The following is a 23,036-nucleotide window of genomic DNA, read 5'->3' on the forward strand; positions in this document are numbered from 1 at the left end:
CTAGTTTCGCCGCGCCAACGGCAAGGCGGGCGTATTAAGCAAACCGGCATTGCGACCTTCGATAACCCGCACAAGGCTTGCGGCCACCACTTCGGTGGCCGCAAGGATGGTCAGCCGCTCTTCCTCGATCGACACGCTTTCGTTGAGGATACCCGCCATGTGGCGGCGATCTTCTACATCCAGTTCTTCCCGATCTGTTTCATTTGCTCGCCTTTGCGCCAGACGATCTACGGAGGGCCGAAACGGCTCAATCAGATCATCGACCAGATTGAACGGATTGGTGCGCGACTTGTGGTGGATGCCGAAGGCCGGAAGTAAGCCCGAGGCAGCGCAGGCGCGTGCGAGCGCAGCGCGAACGACGGCGTATCCGTAATTGAGCAGGGCATTCTCGCGGGTTTCGTCGTGTCGACGAAAATCTGCGAACAGCTGGGGCCAGTAGGCGCGGGCCGCCTGCGCTTCCAGATTGCCGGGATCGCCCGAGCCAACCCGCGACGCCATCGCCGACAGCGCCTGTGCATGATCATTTCCAATAGCGCGCAACACTGCCGCCTGGTTTTCGATCTTCGCCCGGACGATCCTCTGCCACAAACGTTTCTGTAGCGGCACAGTCATCCCGATTTGGGCGTGGGCGATGGCAGATTGGGCATGATGCTGATGAAAGGAAATGAGCACACCGGCTGGATGATGTTTGGCGTCCGGCACGATCATGGCGACGCCGTTCTCTGCCAATGCGCTTAGAAGTGAACCTGAAATCGATAGCTGGGGCGTGTCGAGAATAATCCAGGCGATATCCTCGACCGGGAAAGTCAGTTCTTCGCTTGCTTCTGGCGCGACGACGATCTGCCGCCTGCGATGCGTCAGCCGGGCGGGATTGGAGATGTGCAGACCTCGCCATGCCATGTGCGAACCTCCGACTTCACCTCGGAACGATTGCCGAAGCGGTCTACACTATACTTCGAAAACCTTTTAAGGGTCTTTACGCCTGAACTTTTCTCGACTGGCTTCAGGGTATTATGTTCGTAAATCTTGAGGGCTGCTACAGATCGATCGAACGATACCACATATCCGGCCACAACGCGTCCGTCGCGCTTCTCGATCTCAACATAAGTTCGATTGTAGATGCTCATCTTGAACACATGATCGGTGGTTAGGGGCATCTCCTGACCGTTCGTCGTCATGAAGGACATCGGGGGCTCTTTGCCATGAATCTCATGAGGGTAAATTGGGACGAGGTAAAATTCGTCCTGTCCCTTCTTGCTTGCCAAGGTGAATACATCAATCCGTATGAAGTCTCCCCGATCGGCAATGCCGCCGCGAACTGTCACGGCAGGTTTCTTGTCGGTGGCAAGTCTTACCTTCGTTATGGGGTGACGAGGTGCATCGCGATTCTTGGAAATCGGTAGGCCAAGTGGCGGTTTGTCCACTGGTCGTCCTGCGGCAATCCAGGCTATGATTGCTTCTGCGATAGGCTTGTTGCGTTCAAGGTCTTTCAGCATGGAAAGCTGCTTTAGCGCCTTGGCCTCCGAAAACTTGCCTTTGTCCATGCCAAGATCAGCGACGGCCTTACGCTCGTACACCACTGCTGCGCCATCACGTTCCTTCACTTGTCGGACGGTTGCGGCATGGCCTTCGCCCCGCGCACGGCGGCGTTCCGGACGCGCGACGAAGATCCTTTCATACGCCTCTTCGACTTCTCGCCGGAAGCTGTGGAAGTCGCCCCATGGCGGGTCGACGCGGCGCAGGGGGCGGGGGAGGCCGCGCTGCTCCCATTCCTGGAACGATTTGGTCAGCCGCTGGACTTCCCATTCGCCGACGGCGGCCACGACCAGCGCATCGAGCGCATGATGGCGAGCATCGTCGACCCGTTTGCCGTCAACCTTCTTGAGCGACTCCACCCCCCATGCGTGGCGGAGGGCCGCGGTGAGCGAGCCGGGGCGCGTTTTTACCGGCCGCTTGCCGTCTTTGTCGCCGCGCTGCCCTTCCGGGTAAAACAGCTTCACCGCCTCGGCAAGCAGGCGGGCAGCGTAGCGCGTATCGTTGAGATTGCGGCTACGGAACTTCTCCGCCGCTTTTTCGGCGTTCTTTAAGGTATAGTTGCGCTTCTTGAAGCCGCGAAACTGTTTGTTCGTCTCGATCCTCTCGACAAAGCTTGCCCAGCCTTCCTCGCCCTTGGCCCGCATGATCCACTCATATGGCGTATTACTGCGCTTTTGCTGGTTCGACGCCGCGGTGCACAAGACCTTGTTGTTGAAACTATCGTCTCCGAAGCGCGACCAGGGCAGAATGTGATCGACCTGGAAGCTGTTGTCAGTCGCGGCAATCGCAACCGGCGGAATGGCGATGTCTGTGTATGGGCAACGCCCCGACTGTTCCTTCCACAGGCGATACCGCAGCAAGGTATCTCCGCCGATATCGCCGGGGTCGATATCGAGTTGCTCCGCAGCTTCCTTTCGCTCCCTCTCGCGCTGCGCCGTAGTATCATCAAGGCGCCTTTTGATTTTGTTTCTTTCCTCAAGGCTGTTGCCGACATCGCGCGCCAATTCGATGTGTACCCCGTCAGGCAGTCCCCAGCGATTGCGCATCGCCCAGAGCTGCTTCAGCCCTTCGGTCAGAGATTTGCGGGCGACGGGATTGGCGATCTCGTTGCCCATGTCCGCAACCAGCCGATTGAACGATTTTCTGTCCGTCACCTGTTCGCGTTTCGACCAGCGAGAGGCGGAGTGATCGTAGCCCACCGCCTCGCAGGCCTGATCGTAACGCAGGCCCCGTTCCAGATGCGGGATCAGCGCCCGCGCGGCCTTGGCGGAAATATGCCCGGCGCCCTTGAAGCGCGAAAAGTTGCCGCCTTCCAACGCGTCCAGCAATGCATTGACCGCTCCTGCCGGCAGATCGAGCTTGCGCAATTCCCCGGCGATCGTCTCGGCGGTCTCGAAGAAGCTCAGGACGTGCGCGATCCGGTCCAGCGTTTCCGGCTGTTCCCGCAATTCGCCCCACAGTTCCTCGCCAAGCGCATCGCGCAGCTTCCTGGTGCCGTGCATCGCCTCGCCGGTGCGGACGGCAATGTCCTGGTTCTCGTCTTCGGGCTTGATCGCGGTGAAACGCTGGTCATCGGGCAGGCGGATGCGCTTGCGGATCGTCTTTACCGAAAGCTTCGCGGTCGATCCCGGATCGGCAGTGGCAAGCCGGAGTTCGTCCGGCGTGAGCGTTCGCTCGCCGTCGCCAGTCGTGATCCGCAGGTGGACGAGGCGGGTCAGCAGCCGGAATTTCTCGAACGACGGCGCATGTTTCGCGGACCGCTTCTCGGCCGGTTCGAACAGGCACATGCCGACGAGCCGTTCGCTGTCCTGCATTTTCCGTTGAGTGAATGCCTCCTTGATGTAAGCGGCTTCCAATTCTGCGCTGGCGAAATCGTTTCCGAGCCTGCGCTGCTCCTTGAAAAGAAGTTTCACCTCTTCCAGCAGATGCTGGCGCTTTACGGTCCGGGAATAGTCCCCATCGCGGTTTCGCTTGCGGTGAAGAAACTCCGGATCACGGGCGAACATTGCGCCGACAGTGCGGTATCGCGCCAGCTTTTCTTCTGTCTCCTCCAATGCTTCCAGCATTTTCGGTTCATCGCGTTCGGACCGGTTGCCCTCTTTTCCCTTTTTGGCGGACTTGAAGCCGCGCCGTTTGGCGATGTGGCCCAGTGCCACGGCCAGCTCGGCAGGCTTCAGGAGCTTGTCCAGACCCCTTGCCCGCATCTCCCATGGGTCGATAGTGGGACGCTTCAGCGCATCAGAGCTGGAGGAGGGCAGCAGGCCCTGCTCCTCGAACAGCCGGCGGATAGCCGCCATACGTTGCGCCCGGCGTCGAACGACACGACGGAGCAACCGATTGCCGCGCCTGATCTGGTTGGTGGGCGTGCGTTCCTTGTCAGTTTCCGGCGCATCGAACATCCAGCTGCCCATCGCGAGGATCTCGCCAGATGGATCCGCCTCGGTCGGATGGCGCAGGACGGCCCAGCCGCAAGAGGCGATGCCAAGGTCGATTCCGAAGACCAGACCGTTGGATGTCGCGCTATTCATCACCTTATCCCCCTTTCGCCAGAAAAGCGGCTTGACGGACAAGCGTCAATAGGCAAATAAGGGGTCAGGCAAATCGGTAGGGAAGCCACGGTAACAGTTTGACTTCGCTGAGAAGGATGCCTCTGGCCCTCGATCCCTTCACGGGGAGATTCCTTTAAAGAAGTCCACTGATATTGAAGTTTCTCATATCACAGAATCCCTCGCCGGTTCGCTGGCGGGGGATTTCTTGTTTCGGCGTAGAAGCTGTGTTGGGGATTTCCTGAAGTCAATCCCTTATATCCGCGTCCGGCCGCCCCGCCATCAGGGCGTTGATCCACAGCAGCGCAAGTTCCGGGCTGCGGTAGCGGCCCGCGTAGCGCGCGCGTTCCTCGCGCTCGACGATCGGGAAGGTGGAATAGATGTAGCGGATATCCTCGCGCGATTTGGCGGGATCGGCTTCGTCCCATACGCCGTAGAGGATGAAGTAGAGCGCATCGAGCTTCGCGCGCAGGGCGAAGCGGCGCTCCTCGTCCCAGGCGAAGGGCGGCAGCACGTTACCTGCATTTGGGCCATCCGCATCGACATGGCCCAGATCGCACGCGAAGGGTGCCATGTCGTGCGCGGTATAGGTCAGCTCCAGCACCGCCTCGCGCACGATCTCTGCGGCGGTCCTGTCGCCGAAGCGGCGGTCATAGGCATCGGGGGGAACGACGGGGAGCTGTTCGACGATGTACCAGTTCAAGTGGGTACTCTGCGCTTTCTGGCGAGCAACGAAGTCGAGCGTGATTGAATTGAAATTTGCGAGCAGCAGCGCATCATTAAGAGCGGAGCCTGTCTCAATAATGAGCGGAGCAGTATTTCCGGCTGCGCGGCTCGGCACCATCGATGCAATGAATGTCCGGGCATCGGTTGCTCTGGCGATATCCCGAAAGGCGATGGCACTGTGCGCAAGATTGGCGGTTTGTTGAACCCAATACTGCGGCACCGCCGTGAAATCCGCATCGGCTTTCTGCTCCGGCGTCACTTCTCCGCTAAGGGCGGCGTTGTGCAGGTTTCCCTCATTGATCAGAACGGAAGCCGCCCGATGGTCGAACTGGTGAATCATCCGACCCACATAAAGCGGCACCCACTCGCCATCCGCCGATTGCCAGCGGTTGCCGCCAACGGGCCACGCGCCTTCGGCCTCCTCCAGTTCGGCACGGGTGCGGAACAGGTGGCTGTCGTTCGTCATGTGGAACATGGTGCGGTAGCGCACCGGCCAGGCCGCTACCGGCTCCTCTCCGCGCCGGTCGACCAGCACGGGAACGCGCGCATAAATGGCGGTGGTCAGTTCCTGATCGCGGCGGCTGCGGAAGATCGGCGCGGTGCCGGTGTTGGGATTGACCCGCGCGAAGTCCGCCGCCGTCATCGCGAAGGCGCGATCCTCGTCTTGCGTTTCGGTTACGGCTTGCAGGAAAAACCCGCACTCCGCCGTGTCGAACCGTCGCTTGGGGCTGGCTATCATCGCGGCGAATTTGAACCTGCTGTCCACGTCCGGAAAAAATGGATCGAGTCCGTATCGCGTGCGACGGTTCTCGAAATCGAACAGCGCCTTCAAATGCCCGCCCGTCGCGACCCGGCCGAAGAAGGCGCTGGCCGAAAGGTCGCTGGCGATGCCGCTGGGCGTCAGCAGGCCGACCATGCCGCCCGCGTCCGCGCGGCCCTGCCGCACCAGCGCATGGCCGCGCTCGACGAACAGGCTGTAGAGGTTCACGTCGCCACGCCCCAACAGCGGATAGGCGCCGGCATCCTGCGGTTTGGCGCGCGCCATGCGCAGCGCATCCATGGCCCGACCGCTGGCATGCTCGTATTCGGCGAACAGGGGATCGCGCGCGGCTTCCAGCGCGGCGATCATGCGCTTGCGATCCGACGCGCGCGCGGCCAGCGCGATCTCCGGTTTGCGGGCCGCGAACCATTCGACTTGTTGCAGCTTGATCCGGTCCCACGGCGGGTTGCCGACGATGGCGTCGAAGCCGCCCTTGCGCTCCGCGCTTGCCCAGTCCTGCCACACGCCGGGGAAGGCGATCTGCCAGTTGAGGAACCGTTCCTCCTCGATCAACGCCCGCGCATCGCGCCAGATTGCGGCGAAGGCCTCGACTTCCTGCGCCGTGGCCTTGCCGCCTTCCGGCTCCTTGCGACCGCGCGCGATGGGGATCGGATCGCCGAACCGCCCGTCGAGCCACAGGCGGACCAGACCCTTGCCATGCTTGTCCAGACCCAGCCAGTCCAGCGCGTGCATGAAGCTGACGAAGCCGTCCAGCGGGCCGGTCTGGAACTCGACGTCTTCCCACATCGCCGCCGAGCGATCGGCCTCCGCGATTTCGGCGTCGGTGGCCAGTTCGATGGTCTTCATCGCCTGCGCCTGGCGCTGCGCGTTGCGCAGGGCCTCGTTCCACAGCAGCTCGCCGCCGAGCTCGGACGCCTTGTCGATCGCATCGCGCACCCACAGGCCGAACAGGCTGTCCCCGCAACGCAGGTGGTGGTCGATGAAAGACAGCGGCGCGCCGACCGTAAAGGTGTGCAGCCACAGCGATACCTTGGCGAGCTCCACCGCCATCGGGTTCTTGTCCACGCCGTAGACGCAGCGTTTCAGCACCATGCGCCGCACGATATGCCGGTCGTCGAGCTGCGCCTCGTCGATGGCCCAGCCTTCCTCGCGCGCGTTCCTCAGGATGGTGCGGCGGATGTCCCCGATCCGGTCGGCCAGCGGGCTGGTATATTCATGGCCGGCCTGTTCCGCTTTTGCGGTTGCTTCCGCCATCGCTTCGAGCACCTTGTCGGCCATGAGATCGACCAGGCTGACGAGGAAATGACCCGATCCCATCGCCGGGTCGCAAATGCGAAGGCGCAGGATGGCCTGCGCCGGATCGGCATCGCCCAGTTCGGCGCGGACATAGTCCTCGGCGTCGCTCTTTTTGATGCGACCCATGGCCGCCACGAAGCCCGCATCGGCATCCGCGAACAGCGGCTCCAGCGTCTTTTCGAGGATCAGCGTGACCAGCTCGTCCGGCGTGTAGTAGCTGCCGCTGTTTTTGCGCGCGAAGGCATTGGGCCGGACGGCGATGACGCCCTCTTCGCGCACCACTTCATGCTCCAGCAGGCGTTCGTAGATCGAGCCCAGTTGCTGCACCGTGAGGTCGCGATAGTTGATGTAGCGGCGTTCGGAGCTTCCGGCACCGCCCTGGCGCTCGAACGACAGCTTGTCGATAACCGGGGCAAGCACGCTGTCGGGCAAACGAATCCGGTCGAGCAACAGGGTGTTGGCGGGCGCGAACAGGCCGCCATTATAGGGCGGAATGCCGATCGACGCATCGCCGCGATCGACGATGCGCGACAGATCGGCAATGCGGTTCCAGATTTGCGAGGCATGGCCCGAAAAGGCATCGCCGCGCTCCATGCGATCGCCGACTTCGATGCGTTTGGGGCGCAGGGCGTAATCGTCATAGCCATCCGAATTGACCGGCAGCAGATCGCGGTCTTCGGCGTAGAGCAGGAACAGCAAGCGGTAGAGCAGGACGAGCGAGGCGTCGCGCACTTCCTCGAGCGGCGTTTGCGGCGATGCTCCGGCAACCGCGGCGGTCAGTGCCGGAAAGATGTCTTCGAAGACGAGCTTCGAGAGGGACTTGGCGACGCGCTCTTCGTAGAACGCGGCTTCCGCCCGCGCGCGTTCGTGGAACGAGCGGCCATCGGCGCCGGTCCTGGCAAACGCGGTGTGCGAAAAGATCGCGGCGAAGACGCGCAACGCATGGTCGCGCACGTCATCATCGACGCCGAGTTCGCCCTGCGTATCCAGGGCCAAGGCACCCGCCAGATCGACTTCGAGAAACTCCTCGCTGACCGATCGTGCGCCCGCCCAGTAGAGCCGCCAGCGCGCACCATTGGTGAGGATGCCCCAGCGCAGTCCGTGCTCGCTGTTGTCGCCGATGCGGCGCAGATAGCGCAGCATCTGAGTCGATGGAGCGACCGCATCCTCGCGTCCCACCGCCCGGTCGAGCGGCCGTGCCCAGCGTTTGCTTTCGACCACGGCCGCGCCTTGCTCATAGCGCCGCCATTCTTCCGGCTTCGCATTCGCGCGGTCTTTCGCCTCGCCATCGATGAACAGCAGTCCGTCCGGCACGTCGAGCCGGCCACCGGCGGACAGGTTCTGCTGCCGCAGGCTTTCGGACCAACCCAGTTCGGCAAGCACCGGCCAAATGAAATCGTCTTCGGTCTGGCTTTCATTGGGCGACGATCCGCGCGGGAAGCGCTCGGCAATGGCCGTCAGGGCAGAGCGAAGCGCATCGCCATCAACCGCCCGGTATTCGGCCGATTGCCGGATGGCTTCTTCCAGATAATCAGTCGTGAGGAACGATCCGGCGAACAGTTGCATGGATATGGACTAGCAGCCAAACAACGGTCGTTCCACGAAATGCTTGCCGCGATCCGATCTAGCGTCGGCCTTGCATACTGACGAGCCTTACCGAAACCGTGGAAAACCCAGGGTTTCAGGAAGTCTCGGGAAAGCAGGACGGTGCCCTTAGAGGAAAAATGGGCACTCCCAAACATTGGGAAGTTTTCATCGTTCGTGACCGATACTGGGCCATCAGCTGTCAGGCCGCTTACGATGGCGATTATGTACCTTGCAAACCCGTTTCATTTTTTCGTCACCCCAGCGAAAGCTGGGATCTCGGGCGGGATCGCCATGAGACCTGAGATGCCAGCTTTCCGGGTCCCAACAAAGTACTACTTTGTTGGGTGCCCTTTCGCCGGCATGACGGACAAAGAAAGGCGGAGCCATGCCGTTTCTGAATTTCCATCCGACTGGGTTTGCAAAGCACATGATCGCCTTCGCTTTAGGGTGGAATTTTCTGCCTAGCTCCAGCATCCCCTTATATCGGCTGCCTGACCGTTCGATGATGCCACGCTATGACCGTTGATCCTAGGCAGGCAGATCGATCCGGAACTGTGCACCCTGGCCCTGGTCTGGCTCCACTTGGATTTCGCCATGATGGGCTCGCAGGATCAGGCTGGCCAGCGTCAGGCCGATGCCGGTGCCACCCGGTTTGTAGGTGATGAAGGGCTGAAAAATATCGCTGGCAAGATGGGCAGGAACGCCTTCGCCATTGTCGGCGATGCGCAACATGATCGAGCTGCCAAATCGGTGGCAGGCGAAGTTTACAATCGGCTGGTCATCGCTGGCCGCCTCTGCCGCATTCTGCAGGACCGCCCAGATCGCGGCGTGTAACTGGTCCCGATCGGCATGCAGCGTTGCGGGCGCACGGGAAGCGTCGCATGTGAAATCGATGCCGGGCCAGCGCGTGCGAAACAGCGCTTCGATATCGCCTAAAAATGTTTCTGCCTTGAACGGTGCGATCGCGGGAGCTGGTAGGCGCGACAGTTGCCGGTAGGCCTGGCCGAAGCGCTGCAATCCTTCCGCGCGCCGGGCGATGGTTTGGACTGCCTCGCGCAAAGCGTGAATGTCCGGCGGATCGTCGTCGACAATCTCAGCGGCGGTTCGGCTGAGCGAGGCAATAGGCGTAAGGGTATTGGCGATTTCGTGGCCGAGAACGCGGACCAGATCGCGCAATGTGGCCGCCTCCGCTGCGCGCAATTCGGCTTCGATATCGGTGAATGCGGCGATCCGCCCGCTGCCAAGTGCACCTGCGACATCGCTGGTGGTGAGCGCAAAGGGCCGTCTCTGGTCGTCCACCGCAAGCTCGATTCGTGCGGTCTTTCCTGGCGTCGTGGCGCGGATGGTTTCGATAAGCTCTGCGGGCGGCGCGATGATAAGATGTTCTGCCGCAAACAGGCGCCGGGCGGGGCGATTGAGTGCGATCAGCCGCTCATTCGGATCGAGCAGCAGCAAAGGGAGCGGCGAGGCGTCGAGACAGCCTTCCAGAGCCTGCCGATCCGGCGCGGCCGCAGCAGCGGCTGGCGGGAGCGGGCGGCTGGATTGGCGCCGTGCTGATAGCGTGGTCGCGCTGATGGCCCAAATGCCCACAAGCATGGCGACGATCCCCGCCGCGATCAGGCCCGCGAACCAAGCCGCGGCCATGCCCGCGCCGGCGACCAGTGCCAAAAGGGCGAGGCCGGGCAGGCGCAGGGACTTAAATACCATGCTTGTCCATACGGCGATAAAGCGCCGCGCGGGTAAGCCCGAGTTCCTCGGCGGCGCGGCTGATATTATAGGAATGACGCTTCAGCGCCGCCAGAACGATGCGGCGCTCGTGGCGTTCGAGATTGAGATCGCCGCCCTTGGCCGGCTGCTCTTCGTCGTTGAACGCGGGCAGCACAAAATCGGGGGCTTCGTAGCTGCCGCCTGTAGCGAGCAGCGCAGCGCGTTCCATCGCCTGTTGCATGCCGTGGAAATTGTCCGGCCAGGAATGCGCGGCGATGGTATGCGCCGCTTCCTCGGAAAGTGACAGCACAGCCTTGCCATGCTTTGCAGCGGACAGTGCGAGAAAATGGCGCGCGAGTGGCACGATGTCGTTCGCCCGATCCACCAAAGGCGGCAGCGTGATCTCGATCGTGTTGAACCGGTATAGCAGATCGCCGGTCACCGCCTCTCGCAAGGCATCGCGGGCAAGCCGCGTGGTCGCGATCGGCCGGGCGCCGTCAAGAACATCTGCAAATGCATGCTGTGCCTCGCGCGGGACACGGTCAATCGTCTCGATCAGGACGGTCTCGCCTGCAAGGTTGGGCAGCCGCGCCGGATCGACCATGTCGCCTTCGAGGCGAATGACGCTGCGCCCCGCCAGCACCGACGCGCGATGGATCAGGTCAGCGGCAAGCGTCTTTCCTGCCCCGGTGGGTCCCATCACGAGGACGCCCGCCATGGTCGGCGCGATGCGCGCGATTAGCGTTCGCGCCTCGACGATGGCGGGGCTTTCGCCAAGCAGCGTCAGCGCTGCGGCGGGGGTTTGGCCCCGGTCCGAGGACTGTCGAGCCTGTGCCACCGCACGCTTCACGGTGGCGGTCAGCCGGTCGTTATTCCACGGTTTGATGAGAAAATCGCTGGCGCCAGCGCGCATCGCTTTCACCGCTATGGCGATGCCGCTATGGCCAGTGATTATCACCACTACTGCATGCGGGTCCGCTGCTATCAGCCTGTCCAGAAGGCTCAGTCCTTCGTCTCCGGAAACCCGCCCGCGTGCGAAGTTCAGATCGAGCAGAATGACCTCGGGTCGCCGCTTCGCCAGCTCGATCCAGGCGCTGTCCGGGCCGTCTGCGGCCCGAACGCCGAAACCGCGCCGTTCGAGCAACAGCCGCGCGGCGCGAACGACATCGGCATCATCATCCACGATCAGGATATCGGGGATCGGTTCAGGCGATTTGTTTGACATCAACGCTCCACTGTTCGGAATCGGACAGGTGATACACTTGCGTGAGCGCATATGACCAGAAGCAAGCGATATATAAGGCATTATCAGTGCGTTAGGATGCGGCTGGTTCACCGAGTATAGTGAAGGCCTACCCACAGGCGATCGGACACCGGACCATGCACGCATTTCTCGCTCTCTACCGCTCCTTTAGTCGCCATCCGCGCTTCGCCTTCATCAATCTTGGCGGCCTGGCTTTGGGCATCGCTGTATTTCTGGTGCTGTTCCTGTTCGTGCGGTTCGAGACGAATTTCGATCGCACGTTGCCGGGATCGGATGAGATATGGATCGTCGACCGCAGCTTGCAGTTCGGCGCGGCTCCGCCCGTTGATATTCCGTCGCGCTTCGACATGCTGCCGCTGCTGCAGGCCGATTATACGGATACAAAAGGCGCGCGGCTGATGGCTGGGGAAGTGGCGGTACAAAGCGGCCGCCAGGGGGTCACAGAGCGGCTCGCACTGGTCGATCCGGCATGGTTCGACTTGTTCCCGCTGCATATACTGTCGGGCTCTCCGAAGCAGGCACTTGCGCGACCGGACGGCGCGGTCATCACCGATCGGATCGCCAAGCGCTATTTGCGACCTGGTGATCCGATCGGTCAGACAATAGATGTCACCATTAGCGAGGATCGCCGGCTGCTGCGCGTCGCCGCCGTCATCAGTGATCTTCCAGCGGCCATGACCCATCGCAATGATATTTTCGTCCGCTTGACAGCAGAGGCGGATGATCTTCAGGGATTTGGCGGGACCACGACTTTTCTGCGCTTCGCCGATAGCGCCGCCGCCGAGGCGCGGATCGCCAGCCTGCCTATGTTCAATGCCCGGCATCCCGATCCCAATTTCACCGGTCCATCCGGACTGATCAAGATCAGCGAACATATTATCCCATTGGGCGATCTCCATTTGGAGGAACCGCGCGACCGGCTGGTGGTCGCCACGCTCGGCATTGTCGGGCTGATCGCGCTGATCCTGGCGATCGTGAATTACGTCAATCTCTCGACCGCGCGGGCTGATTTGCGCGCGCGCGAAGTGGCCTTGCGCAAGGTGGTCGGCGCGCCGCGCATGGCGTTGATCCGCCAATTTCTGGCAGAGTCCCTTGCGACCGCGAGTATCGCCGGTCTGCTGGGGCTCGCGCTGGCCGAGCTGGCATTGCCGCTGGTAAATTCCGCCGGAGGAACCGAGCTCGCGATTGCCTATTGGGGCCGGTCCGGCATCCTGCCGCCGGTGGTAACGGTGGTACTCGTCACCGGAGTTGTCGCAGGCCTTTATCCCGCATTCGTCCTGTCCCGGTTCCAACCTGCTTCCGTGCTCAGTTCCACGCAATCGCCGGGCCTCGGGCGGCGCGGCCGGGTGCTGCGATCGGCGCTGGTGGTTGGCCAGTTCGCCATCGCCATCGCGCTGATGATCGGCACCGGTGTTCTGCTCGTTCAGGCGCGGCATCTCCAGACGTCCGATCTCGGTTTCAAGCGCGATGGGCTGATCATGGTGCCTAGCTTCGCCAATCGCACGTTCGATCCGGCGCAGCGAGATAGTATTCGCAGGGCGATTTCCGAACTGCCCGGCGTTGCCGGGACCGCAATTTCAGGGGTGGCGCCAGGGGGAGGAACTTTCACAATTCGAACGTTCAATGATGAGAAGAAAATCCAGACCGAGATGCTGGAGGGGGTGACAGGCCCGGGATTTTTCAAGTTGTACGGGGCGAGATTGCGCGCGGGTAGGCTGTTCAAGCCAAACCGATTTTCAGCCGACGTCATGAGTCCGGAAACGGATCAACTTATCGGGAGCACCGGCTTGGTGCGCCAGTCCCAGAAACTCAACGCCGTCATCAACCAATCAGCAGTTAGGTCGCTTGGCTTTGACGATGACGAAGCTGCGATCGGGGAGGTGATCTCCGCGGGCGACGAAATCACCATTATTGGCGTGATCGACAATCTCCGTTTTGGTGACCCGCGCGAACCGGTGCAGCCGCAAGCTTATTATCTGCGCACGGACAACAAGTTTTCGCCAGTGCTTGCCGTCCGTTACAGCGGTGCGGACCAGCCTATGCTCGCTGCGATTGAAAACATCTGGCAGAATCGCGCGGGGACGGTGCCATTTGATGCGGTAACCGTGAACCGCCAGCTTTACGAAAAATACTATGAGGCCGATCTGCAGCGTTCGCGCCTGTTCGCGCTCGGCGCTGTGTTGGCTGTGGCGATCGGTTGCCTTGGCCTTTATGGCCTTGCCGCCTTCGACACCTCCCGCCGGGTGCGCGAAGTCGGTATTCGCAAAGCGCTGGGTGCTTCCACGCGCGATATTGTCAGGCTGCTCGTCGGCCAGTTCCTGCGACCGGTGGTGATTGCTAATGTGATCGCCTGGCCGCTTGCCTTTTTTGCGATGCGGCGCTGGCTTTCCGGGTTTGACGACCGGATGGCGCTGTCGCCTGCATTCTTCATGGGCGCGACCGTTCTGGCGATCGCGATCGCGGCGCTGACGGTGTTCGGCCAGGCGTGGCGGGTGGCGCGCGCGGCTCCGGCAAAGGCACTGCGCAATGGTTGAAAGGTCAGCCTGGCAGGGTCAGCCGGAACAGGGTTGGATTCGCTCCGCAAAGTTCCAGCGCGCCACCGTGCGCGCGGGCGATCTGCCGGGCGAGCGAAAGTCCTATTCCAGAGCCTTCCGGCTTGGTCGTGTGAAACGGGCGAAAGATATGGTCCACGCTGTCGGGCGGTACGCCAAGTCCGTTATCGCTAACGTCGATCGCCAGCCGTTCGCCCACTCTAGCAAATGTGAGGCCGACATGTGGATCGCCCCCGCCGCTGGCAGCTTCAGCGGCGTTGTGGAGCAGCGCCCACAGTGCCTGGTTCATCTGGTCCCGATCCATCGGCCATATGAGGCCTGGCGGGGACGTCAAAGCAAGCTCGATAGCGGGCCAGCGCTCGGCAAAAGCGCGGGCAAGATCATGTGCGAATTCGCTTACCGCCACCGGGTGAGCGCTGGGTTCGGGCAGGCGGGCGAGTGCGCGATAGCTGCTGGCAAAGCGCTGAAGCCCCTCGGCGCGCCGGGCGAGTGGCCCGAGGATTTCGTGCAACAGTGCTGGATCGACCGGGCGTTTGGTTGCCGCGATCTGCGCGCTTTCCGCCAGCGACACGATCGGCGACAGGCCATTGAGCAATTCATGGCCGAGGATTTCGATCAGCTCGGCGCTCGCACGGGCCTCGGCGGCGCGTTCCTCGCGCTCGAAATCGATCAGCGCGGCCACAATCTGCGACGCCGCCTCGATCCGGTCGATCCGCCAATGTCTGCCCTCGTGACGAAGATGGCTCGCCAAAGGGTTGAGCAAGGCGGGCGGTGGCGGGACGATCCGGTCGTCGGTGCCGAAAATGCTGCGCGCTGCTCGATTGAGCGTGCGGGCTGTGCCGCCTTCGATCGCCAGCAGCGGCGTGGGCGCGGCATCGAGCAGCAGGCGCTGCATCACGAGGTGGTTTTCAATATCCTCAGCTTCGATCTCAGTATTGTGATCGCGGTGCACTGGCAGTCCACGGATCGGCAGCAGCGCGGCGTTCCACCAGGCCAGCACCGCGAGCCAGAGCGCAACTAGCGCCGCGCCCGTCAACAGGCCCCAATAACCCTGTGTCCAAGCGTAGGCCCCGGTGATCCCGCATGCCGCCAGCGTCATGCCAAGCGCCGCGGCGCGCCAGCCGCGTCTGTGATGGAGGGTCACAGGCCGTAGCGCTCCATCCGCCGATAGAGCGCGCCTCGGCTCAGCCCCAGTGCCCGGGCCGCGTGGCTGACATTCTGATGATGTTCGGCGAGAGCGGCTTTGATCATCGATTTTTCAGACTGGTTCAGATCGAAATTACGTTCCGTTTCGCCGACCTGCTGCTGCATTTCCGGCTTGGGCGATGCACCGAGGGACAGCGCTGCGGCATCGACGACGCCGTCCTCAGCCAACAGCACCGCGCGCTCCAGCGTCAGCGCGAGCCCGCGCACCTCGTCGGGCCAGTCGGCCACCCGGAGCGCGTCCTCTGCCGAGCCGGTCAGTTGGGGCACGGGCCGCCCGAACCGCTCGGCTGCGTCGCGCAGAAAGTGGCGGGCGAGCAGCGATATGTCCTCGCGGCGTTGGGCCAGCGGCGGAACGGCCAGCTCGACCGTGGCGATGCGGCGGCGTAATGCCGGGGTAAGGTTTGCAAGACTATCAGCAATCGCAATCGGCCGGATGGTTGCTGGCAAAAGTTCCGCAAGCCGGTCTTGCGCGATGTCCTCAAGCCGATCAGGATGTCGCAGGATCACGGTCCCACTGGCACGCTCGAGCTGCGCCCAGGCGCTGTCGTCGCGAAGGTCAATTCTGAGCACGCCAGCGTCCGCATCGCCCGATGCAGCGTAAAGCGCGCGGGCGGTCAGTTGCCGCCCCACGCCCGGCGGGCCGGTGATCGTAACGCCCGCTGCCGTCGGCCCGACGCGCTGGATGAGATTGCGCAAGGCGATGATCTCCCCGCTCTCGCCTAGCAGCCGGGGCGATGCGCCGCCGCTTGCTGATTGCGCTGCCGATGCACCGCCGGAAACAATCGGCTCGCGTGCGATCGCGTCTTCCACCTTTTGGATCAGATCGGCGTTTTTCCATGGTTTGACGGCGAAGTCGCGCGCGCCGGCCTGCATCGCCGCCACCGCCGTGCGGATACCGCCATGCGCGGTCACCACCACCACGCACGCCGCGGGATCCTCGGTCATGATCCGGGCGAGACAGGCAAGGCCCTCGCGCCCGTCCGCCTTGCCCGGCGTGAAGTTTAGATCAAGCAATATGGCATCGAAGCGCCGCCGCGCCAGCAGCGAGTACGCCTCTTCCGGACCAACGGCGATGTCGAGAACATGGTCCGCCAGGCGGAACGCGATCTCCATTGCGCGCGTCACGGCCGGATTGTCATCGATCAGCAGAATCGCCCGGGAGGCATTGCCGCTTGACGCAGTGCTCGCCTGTCCATTTCCGGACACCTTGTCCGCTCGTGGACGGTCGGGGTGTTGCTCGATCTCGGAAAACTCTTTGTTCATAGCTCTTTAGCTTTTTCAGGCCTGTTCGGCGATACTTGTCACATGATGACGCAAGCCGCCGAACAGGCAAATACTTCTTCAAACACTCCGTCTGGCGCCGCGATGGACCGCCGGGTGGACAAACCGCGCACGCCTTGGTGGCGATCGCGCTGGGCAGTGATCGCGCTGGTCGTGGCGATGCTCGCCGTGGCGGGCTGGCGCGCGCTGCCCGCCAGCGGATCGACTGACGTCGATGCCGCGGACATCCAGACCGGCGAGGTGGCGCGCGCTGCGTTTGAAGATTATCTCCCGGTTCGCGCCACCGTCGTGCCCGCCACGACCACGCTGGTCGGCGTGATGAGCGGGGGCCAGATCGAAGGGCTTCTGACGCAGGATGGCGCGCTGGTGACCAAGGGTGAGCCGCTGGCCCGGCTCGCCAATCCGGAACTGCGGCTGCAGGTGCTCAGCCAAGAGGCGCAGATCGCCAGCCAATTGGGTGGCGTTGCAGGCGAAAATCTTGGCATCCAGCGTTCCCGCGTTGACCGCGCGGGCCAGGTCAGCCAAGCCGAATATGACCTTATCCGCGCGCGCCGCGATCTCGATATTCGCCAGCAGTTGCACCAGAAGGGCTTCGTTTCCGATGCAGGCGTGAAAAGCTATCAGGAAGAGGTCGATTACCAGCAGAAGCGGCTGGCGCAGCTGCAAACCGGCCGGGCGCAGGAAACGCAGATTACGGCCACACAGGGCGCCTTGCTTGATGCGACCCGCGCGCGCCTTCAGAACAACCTGTCCGCCGTGCGCGGCAGCCTCGATGCGCTCACTATCCGCGCACCGATGGCCGGCCGGCTGACCAATTTCACGATCCAGCCGGGCCAAACCCTCGCGCCGGGCGATCCGGCGGGGCAGGTCGACAGCGAGGGGCAGTGGAAGCTGGAAGCCGATGTCGACGAATATTATCTCGGCCGCGTCAAGCCAGGGCAGCAGGCGGTAACGAGCGAGGGCGCGCGCATGACCGTCTCCCAGGTTCTTCCCACCGTGACTGACGGGCGCTTCCGCGTCGTACTGACCTTTGACACCGCGCCCGGCCAAGCGCTCAACCGCGGCCAGACGCTCGACCTGCGGATCACGCTTGGCGCCGCCACCCAGGCCTTGACCGTGCCCGTGGGCGGCTGGCTGACCAATGGCGGCAGCAGCGCCTTCGTGCTCGATCTGGGCGGCGATCACGCCCGGCGCCGACGCGTGGAAATCGGCCGACGCAATCCGCGCCAGGTGGAAATCCTGTCGGGCCTGACCCCCGGTCAGCGCATCGTCACCAGCAATTTGTCGCAGGTTGAAGGCGACATCATCAACATCCGCTAGAGAGGATAAAGCCACCCATGATCCGACTGGAAAATATCGAGCGCCGTTACACCTCCGACGAGGTGGAGACCACTGCGCTTGCCGAGGTGAACCTGGCCGTGGCGGAGGGCGAGTTCTTAGCCATCATGGGGCCGTCCGGCTGCGGTAAATCGACCCTCCTCAACACGCTGGGCACGATCGATCGGCCCACGGGCGGGCAATATTGGTTCGAGGACCGCGATCTTGCCGAGCTTCCGGAAAAGGAGCTGGCCAAATTTCGCGCCGCGCGGCTGGGCTTTGTCTTTCAAAGCTTCAACTTGATCGATGAATTGACGATCGAGGAGAATGTGGCTCTCGGCCTTGCCTATCGCAAAACATCGGGCAAGAAAGCGGAGCGCGTGGCCGCCGCCATGGACACGGTCGGTATCGCCCACCGTGCGCGCCATTTTCCGCATCAGCTATCGGGCGGGCAGCAGCAGCGCGCCGCGATCGCGCGCGCCATCGTGGGCGACCCGATGCTGATCTTGGCGGATGAGCCGACCGGCAATCTGGATACCACCAATGGCGAGCAGGTGATGAACATCCTGGCCGCGCTCAACGATGCTGGCGCGACCATCGTGATGGTTACCCACTCGCCCAGCCATGCCGACATGGCCAAGCGCCGCATCGACATGCTCGACGGCCGCGTCGTTGCCTCGGCCATGCGCGCGATTTGAGGGAGAAACAGCCGTGACAATGCTCCTACGATCCTGCGCCGCCATCGCGCTGCTGTGCGCCGTTCCGGCCTGTGCGATCAACATCACCGATAGTGCTGCCGAACGTGCCTTCGATACTCGAGGCGATCGCGACCCGGGGCCGATTGAAACTCGCGATCTCGATGTCAGCGATTTTCAGTCGATTGAGCTTGCCGGCTGCGATGTAGTGGACGTGCTTTTTGGCCTACGATTCGCGGTGGAGGTGACCGGGGCGACGCGCAATCTCGATACGCTGAGCGCCAAGGTTTCCGGCGAAACGCTGAAGCTACGCCGCACCGCGGACAGCTGCAATGGGAATGCTCGGGGCAACCGCATTGCGATCACGATGCCAACTCTGCGCGCGGTGACGATCAGCGGCGCGGGCCAAATCGCGGTTGCGCCGCTTATCGAGGATCGGTTCGAGGCTAGGCTTTCAGGCGCTGGCAAGCTCGACATGAGCGGAGTGCAGACGATTGAAACGCGCGTCTTCGTTGACGGAGCCAGCGAGGTGAAGCTGGCCGCTGTTGATAGCGACAGGATCGCGTTCGAATTATCAGGCGCAGCCGAGATCGACGCCGAGGGCCAGGCAGATCAACTCGCCATCCAATCGACCGGGGCGTCGGAGATCGACACGCATGCGCTTGCTGCGCCGACACTGGCAGTGTCCGCCAGCGGCATCGCGAAAGTGCGCGCGCGCGCCGATCGTACCGCAGCGATTACGGCGAGCGGGATGGCAACGGTAAAGGTCACCGGCGGCGCGGTCTGCACGATCAACAGCAGCGGCGACGCTGACATATTCTGTTCCTGACCATCTGCACCGGAAACCAATTTCATGAACCGCTTTGCGCTGCTTTCGCTTTACCGTTCACTGACCCGCCACAAGCTTTATGCCGCGCTCAATATCGGCGGGCTGGCGGTTGGGATCGCCGTTTTCATCGTACTCGGCCTCTATGTCCGCTTTGAAACCAGTTATGAAAAATGGCTGCCCCGGCATGACGAGGTCTACGTCGTGGAGACGGTGTGGATGGACCCCGGCAGTCCGGTCAACGGCGCTTATACCTACTCGATGGGAGGGCTGCTGAATCAGCTGCAGGAGGATTTCCCCGGCACGATCGGCGCCCGGATACTAGGCGGCGAGGAAGGCGGCATCGTCCGGCGCGGCAACAACGCCGTCACCGAGGATGTGGCGATGGTCGATCCGTCCTTCTTTAAAGTATTCGAATTGCCGATGGCGGACGGAAGCGGCGATGGCGCGCTGACGGACCCGAGTGCCGTCCTGATCAGCCAAAGCGCGGCGCGGCGCTATTTCGGAGACAGCGATCCCATCGGCCAGACGCTGATTGTCTCGATCTACGAGGAAAAGGATTACCGCGTCGCCGGTGTGTTCGAGGATTTGCCCGCCAACAGCGATTTCAAGCTTTCGGTCCTGACCCCGCTGCCCGTCGACATGGAGCGGCAGAACTCCAACTGGTTTCACTGGGGCAGCACCAGCCTGCAGACGTATCTGCGCTTTCCGAACCCAGCCGCGGCCCGCGCCTTTGAAGAAAAGATGCCCGCTTTCGTAGATCGCCGCGGCAAGGCGGATATGGGTGACAATCCGTCGGGCACAGTCGGTATTCAATTGCTGCCGCTCGTCGATGCGCATCTGAAACCGCAAGGCATCGCCAGCGCCAGCGCAAAGCTGATCCTGATCACATTGGGACTGGTCGGGATATTTGCTCTGCTGATCGCGCTGATCAACTACATCAATCTGGCCACCGCGCGCGCCAGTCTGCGAGCACGTGAGGTCGCCATGCGCAAGGTGTTGGGAGCAAACCGTGCCGCGGTCATGCGTCAGTTTTTGGCCGAAGCGGTTCTAACCGTGGCGGTTGCCTCGCTATTGGGCCTCATCATGGCCGAGCTAGGGCTGCCGCTGGTGAACGCGGCGGGAGGGTTGTCACTCTCCATACCCTATCAATCCGTGGTGCCCGCGCTGGCCATACTCACGATAGTTGCGGGCCTGCTGGCGGGTGCCTATCCCGCGCTCATCCTGTCGCGCTTCCGCCCCGCTTCCGTGCTCGCCTCATCCCGGTCGCCCGGTGGTGGTCAGACAAGCACCCGCATTCGCGAAGCGCTGGTGGTGGCACAGTTCGGTCTCGCCATCGCCTTCCTGATCGGCACCGCTGTACTGGTGGCGCAGACGCGGTATGTGCGTGCAGCCGATATCGGCTTCCAGCGCGAGGGGCTGATGACCGTGCTTTCCTTGCGCGATAGCCTGGTCGAAGCTTCGCAAAAACGCGCTTTCATAGAAGAAGTGCGTGCGCTGCCGGCGGTAAGGGAAGCCGCGCTTGCCAACACCGTCGTTGGCGGTAGCGGCGCGCAAAATGCCGACAATGTGCCGTTGCCCGGCGTATCGGGATCGGGGCCGTCGCTGATTTGGGAGATCGTCGGACCGCATTTCTTCGATGTCTATGGCACGTCGCTAGTCGCCGGACGCCTGTTCGATGATACTCGGCCGGCGGACAATAGCATGGGCGGCTCCACTGGGACCGAGATCAATATCGTCATCAATCGTAAAGCAGTCGGCACCCTTGGATTCACTTCCCCGCAGGCAGCGATCGGCAAGACAGTGGGTGGTGACCGGCCGCGCACCATCATCGGTGTGGTCGGAGATATGGGTTTTTCGGGGCCGCGCGATCCGATCGAGGCCACCTATTATCGCTATGCCGCCGACCCTGCGCCGCTAGACAGTGCCATCGTCGCCTCGATCCGGTTCACCGGCGATCCGCGTGCCGTCATGGCCGAGATCGAGACCATCTGGCAGCGCATGGTGCCGCAAGTCCCGTTCAATGCGCAGACGGCCGATCAGCGGCTGACCAAATTCTACGAGGATGACGACCGCGCCACGCGGCTGTTCGCCATCGGCGCCGGGCTTGCGGTTCTGATCGGCATGGTCGGGCTGTGGGGGCTGGCCTCGTTCAACACCGCGCGCCGGGTGAAGGAGATCGGCATTCGCAAGTCGCTCGGCGCCTCCTCTGCTGATATCGTCAAGCTTCTGGTCGGCCAGTTCCTGCGACCCGTCATTATCGCTAATCTGATCGCCTGGCCGCTGGCCTATTTTGCGATGGAGAAATGGCTGGCCGGGTTCGCCGACCGGATTGCGCTGTCGCCCATCTATTTTCTTGGCGCGAGCCTGCTCTCCTTGGCGATCGCCGTGCTGACCGTGCTCGGCCAGTCGCTGCGCGCAAGCCGGACGACGTCGGCCTGGGCGCTGCGATATGATTGAAGGCCGCGCTCGGTCTTCGCTGCTTCTGTCGGCGGCACTAGCGGCAGCCGCGCCTGCTCAAGCAGAAACTCTGCGCGAGGCGATCGCTCTGGCCTATGCCACCAACCCGGTCCTCGCCGAAGCACGCGCCCGGCAGGCGGCGCTGGAGGAAGCACCCGAGCAGGCCCGCGCCGATGGCCGCCCGACGCTCTCCGCCGATGTCGGTGCCGGCTATAACAATAACGGCATCGGCAATGCGGGTAACGCGAACCTGCGCGTCACTTTGCCGATCTGGACGGGCGGGCGGGTGCCCTCCGCAGTGCGCGCGGCCAATGCCGATGTCGCGGCTGGCGAACAACGTGTGCGTGACCGCGAGGCTGCGGTTCTGGAACGGGTCGTGACCGCCTATGCCGACCTTCTGTTCGCGCAGGCCTCGGTAGAGGTGGCACGGATCGGGATTGAACGGCTCGACCGGCAGGTGGACGAAGCGCGGTCCCGGTTCGATCTGGGCGAAGCAACACTGACGGACGTCGCGCAATTGCGCGCCCAGCGGGCCAATGTCCTCGCCAGCCTTGCCGATGCCGAAGCCGCCTTGACCAGCGCGGCGGCTACTTATCGCGCGGTGGTGGGGCAGTCGCCGGGCGATCTCGTTGCCACTGTTTCGCCGCCAGATGCGCTGCCGACCAACTTGCCTGAGGCGCGGCTTTCGGCGGAGGAGGCCAATCCGTTGCTGCTCGAACAGACCAGTATTGCCGATGCGTCCGCCGCGCGGATCCTCCGGGCACGAGCCGTTGGCGCTCCTTCGCTGGATCTGGCAGCTGGCTATGGCCGGGGCGCACAGCTCTCGGGCGGAGGTCTGCGCGGCTTCGAAAGCGAGGCGATGGTCGGACTATCGCTGAACCTACCGATCTTCACTGGCGGGCTGGTCCCGTCACGCGTGCGCGAGGCGGAGGCGACGTATTCGGCCGAGCGTTTCGCGACAGAAAGCGTCGAGCGCGAAGTGATTCGCGTCGTTGACACCGCCTGGGCCGCGCTGGAGGCCGCGCAGCTTCGCCTTCAGGCCAGCCGGGATGGGCTTGAGGCAGCCGAACTGGCGTTGGACGGCGTGCGCGCCGAATATGAGTTCGGACTGCGCTCAACGATCGACATCCTCCTGGCAGACCAAAGCTACCGCGCCGCACAGCTGGCGCTCGCGCGCAGCCAAAGCGACGAACTGATCGCCCAAGCCAATCTGTTGCGGGCCGCGGGCCGGCTGGATGAAGGCGCCTATCTTTGAC

13 protein-coding genes and 1 pseudogene are annotated in these 23,036 nt (G+C 62.9%); 7 read left to right on the forward strand and 7 right to left on the reverse strand.

Annotation, left to right across the window (positions count from 1 at the left end; all coding sequences use genetic code 11):
• The 5 genes from cas1 to ACOQPC_RS02485 all read right to left on the reverse strand — a co-directional run bounded on the left by cas1 (position 1) and on the right by ACOQPC_RS02485 (position 11,404).
• On the reverse strand, positions 1-900 hold the full coding sequence (gene cas1, locus ACOQPC_RS02465; RefSeq protein ID WP_420607089.1) for a type II CRISPR-associated endonuclease Cas1: 900 nt from the start codon (positions 898-900) through the stop codon (positions 1-3).
• Positions 858-4,064 carry a type II CRISPR RNA-guided endonuclease Cas9 gene (gene cas9 / locus ACOQPC_RS02470; RefSeq protein ID WP_420607090.1) on the reverse strand — a complete coding sequence of 1,069 codons (3,207 nt, stop codon included), beginning with the start codon at positions 4,062-4,064 and terminating at the stop codon, positions 858-860. Before cas9 ends, cas1 begins: the two co-directional genes overlap by 43 nt.
• Positions 4,065-4,329: 265 nt before the next feature.
• A complete protein-coding gene (locus ACOQPC_RS02475; RefSeq protein WP_420607091.1) occupies positions 4,330-8,451 on the reverse strand; it encodes an Eco57I restriction-modification methylase domain-containing protein in 4,122 nt (1,373 codons plus the stop codon).
• Positions 8,452-9,000: 549 nt separating this feature from the next.
• Entirely contained in the window at positions 9,001-9,927 is a 927-nt protein-coding gene (locus ACOQPC_RS02480) for a sensor histidine kinase (RefSeq protein ID WP_420607092.1), read from the reverse strand.
• A gap of 241 nt (positions 9,928-10,168) precedes the next feature.
• Positions 10,169-11,404 carry a sigma-54-dependent transcriptional regulator gene (locus tag ACOQPC_RS02485; RefSeq protein WP_420607093.1) on the reverse strand — a complete coding sequence of 412 codons (1,236 nt, stop codon included), beginning with the start codon at positions 11,402-11,404 and terminating at the stop codon, positions 10,169-10,171.
• 155 nt (positions 11,405-11,559) lie between these two features.
• Here ACOQPC_RS02485 and ACOQPC_RS02490 point away from each other — a divergent pair.
• Both ACOQPC_RS02490 and ACOQPC_RS02495 read left to right on the forward strand, forming a co-directional pair.
• Positions 11,560-12,171, forward strand: a pseudogene (locus ACOQPC_RS02490) (ABC transporter permease); the annotation flags it as partial.
• 195 nt (positions 12,172-12,366) lie between these two features.
• Positions 12,367-13,977 (forward strand): FtsX-like permease family protein, encoded by a 1,611-nt coding sequence (locus ACOQPC_RS02495; RefSeq protein ID WP_420608047.1) that lies wholly within the window; start codon positions 12,367-12,369, stop codon positions 13,975-13,977.
• Positions 13,978-13,981: 4 nt separating this feature from the next.
• On the opposite strand, the gene ACOQPC_RS02500 is transcribed toward ACOQPC_RS02495, so the two are convergent.
• Together ACOQPC_RS02500 and ACOQPC_RS02505 are read right to left on the reverse strand one after the other, a co-directional pair.
• Complete coding sequence (locus ACOQPC_RS02500; protein WP_420607094.1) at positions 13,982-15,139, reverse strand: sensor histidine kinase; 1,158 nt, start codon at positions 15,137-15,139, stop codon at positions 13,982-13,984.
• Positions 15,136-16,464 carry a sigma-54-dependent transcriptional regulator gene (locus ACOQPC_RS02505; protein WP_420607095.1) on the reverse strand — a complete coding sequence of 443 codons (1,329 nt, stop codon included), beginning with the start codon at positions 16,462-16,464 and terminating at the stop codon, positions 15,136-15,138. The genes ACOQPC_RS02500 and ACOQPC_RS02505 overlap by 4 nt, the downstream gene beginning before the upstream one ends.
• Before the next feature lie 114 nt (positions 16,465-16,578).
• On the opposite strand from ACOQPC_RS02505, the gene ACOQPC_RS02510 reads away from it, so the two are divergent.
• From ACOQPC_RS02510 to ACOQPC_RS02530, 5 genes are read left to right on the forward strand one after another with little or no spacing between them, the layout of a single operon-like run.
• On the forward strand, positions 16,579-17,802 hold the full coding sequence (locus ACOQPC_RS02510; protein WP_420607096.1) for an efflux RND transporter periplasmic adaptor subunit: 1,224 nt from the start codon (positions 16,579-16,581) through the stop codon (positions 17,800-17,802).
• Between the two features lie 17 nt (positions 17,803-17,819).
• Positions 17,820-18,497: an ABC transporter ATP-binding protein gene (locus ACOQPC_RS02515; RefSeq protein ID WP_420607097.1), complete on the forward strand. Its 678-nt coding sequence runs from the start codon at positions 17,820-17,822 to the stop codon at positions 18,495-18,497.
• A gap of 19 nt (positions 18,498-18,516) precedes the next feature.
• Entirely contained in the window at positions 18,517-19,323 is an 807-nt protein-coding gene (locus ACOQPC_RS02520; RefSeq protein ID WP_420608048.1) for a GIN domain-containing protein, read from the forward strand.
• A 24-nt stretch (positions 19,324-19,347) separates the two neighbouring features.
• Complete coding sequence (locus tag ACOQPC_RS02525; protein ID WP_420607098.1) at positions 19,348-21,780, forward strand: FtsX-like permease family protein; 2,433 nt, start codon at positions 19,348-19,350, stop codon at positions 21,778-21,780.
• A complete protein-coding gene (locus tag ACOQPC_RS02530) occupies positions 21,773-23,035 on the forward strand; it encodes a TolC family outer membrane protein (RefSeq protein ID WP_420607099.1) in 1,263 nt (420 codons plus the stop codon). The genes ACOQPC_RS02525 and ACOQPC_RS02530 overlap by 8 nt, the downstream gene beginning before the upstream one ends.
• Position 23,036: the final 1 nt, after the last annotated feature.

It is taken from the genome of Novosphingopyxis sp. (genome assembly GCF_965218915.1).
Lineage (GTDB): Bacteria > Pseudomonadota > Alphaproteobacteria > Sphingomonadales > Sphingomonadaceae > Novosphingopyxis.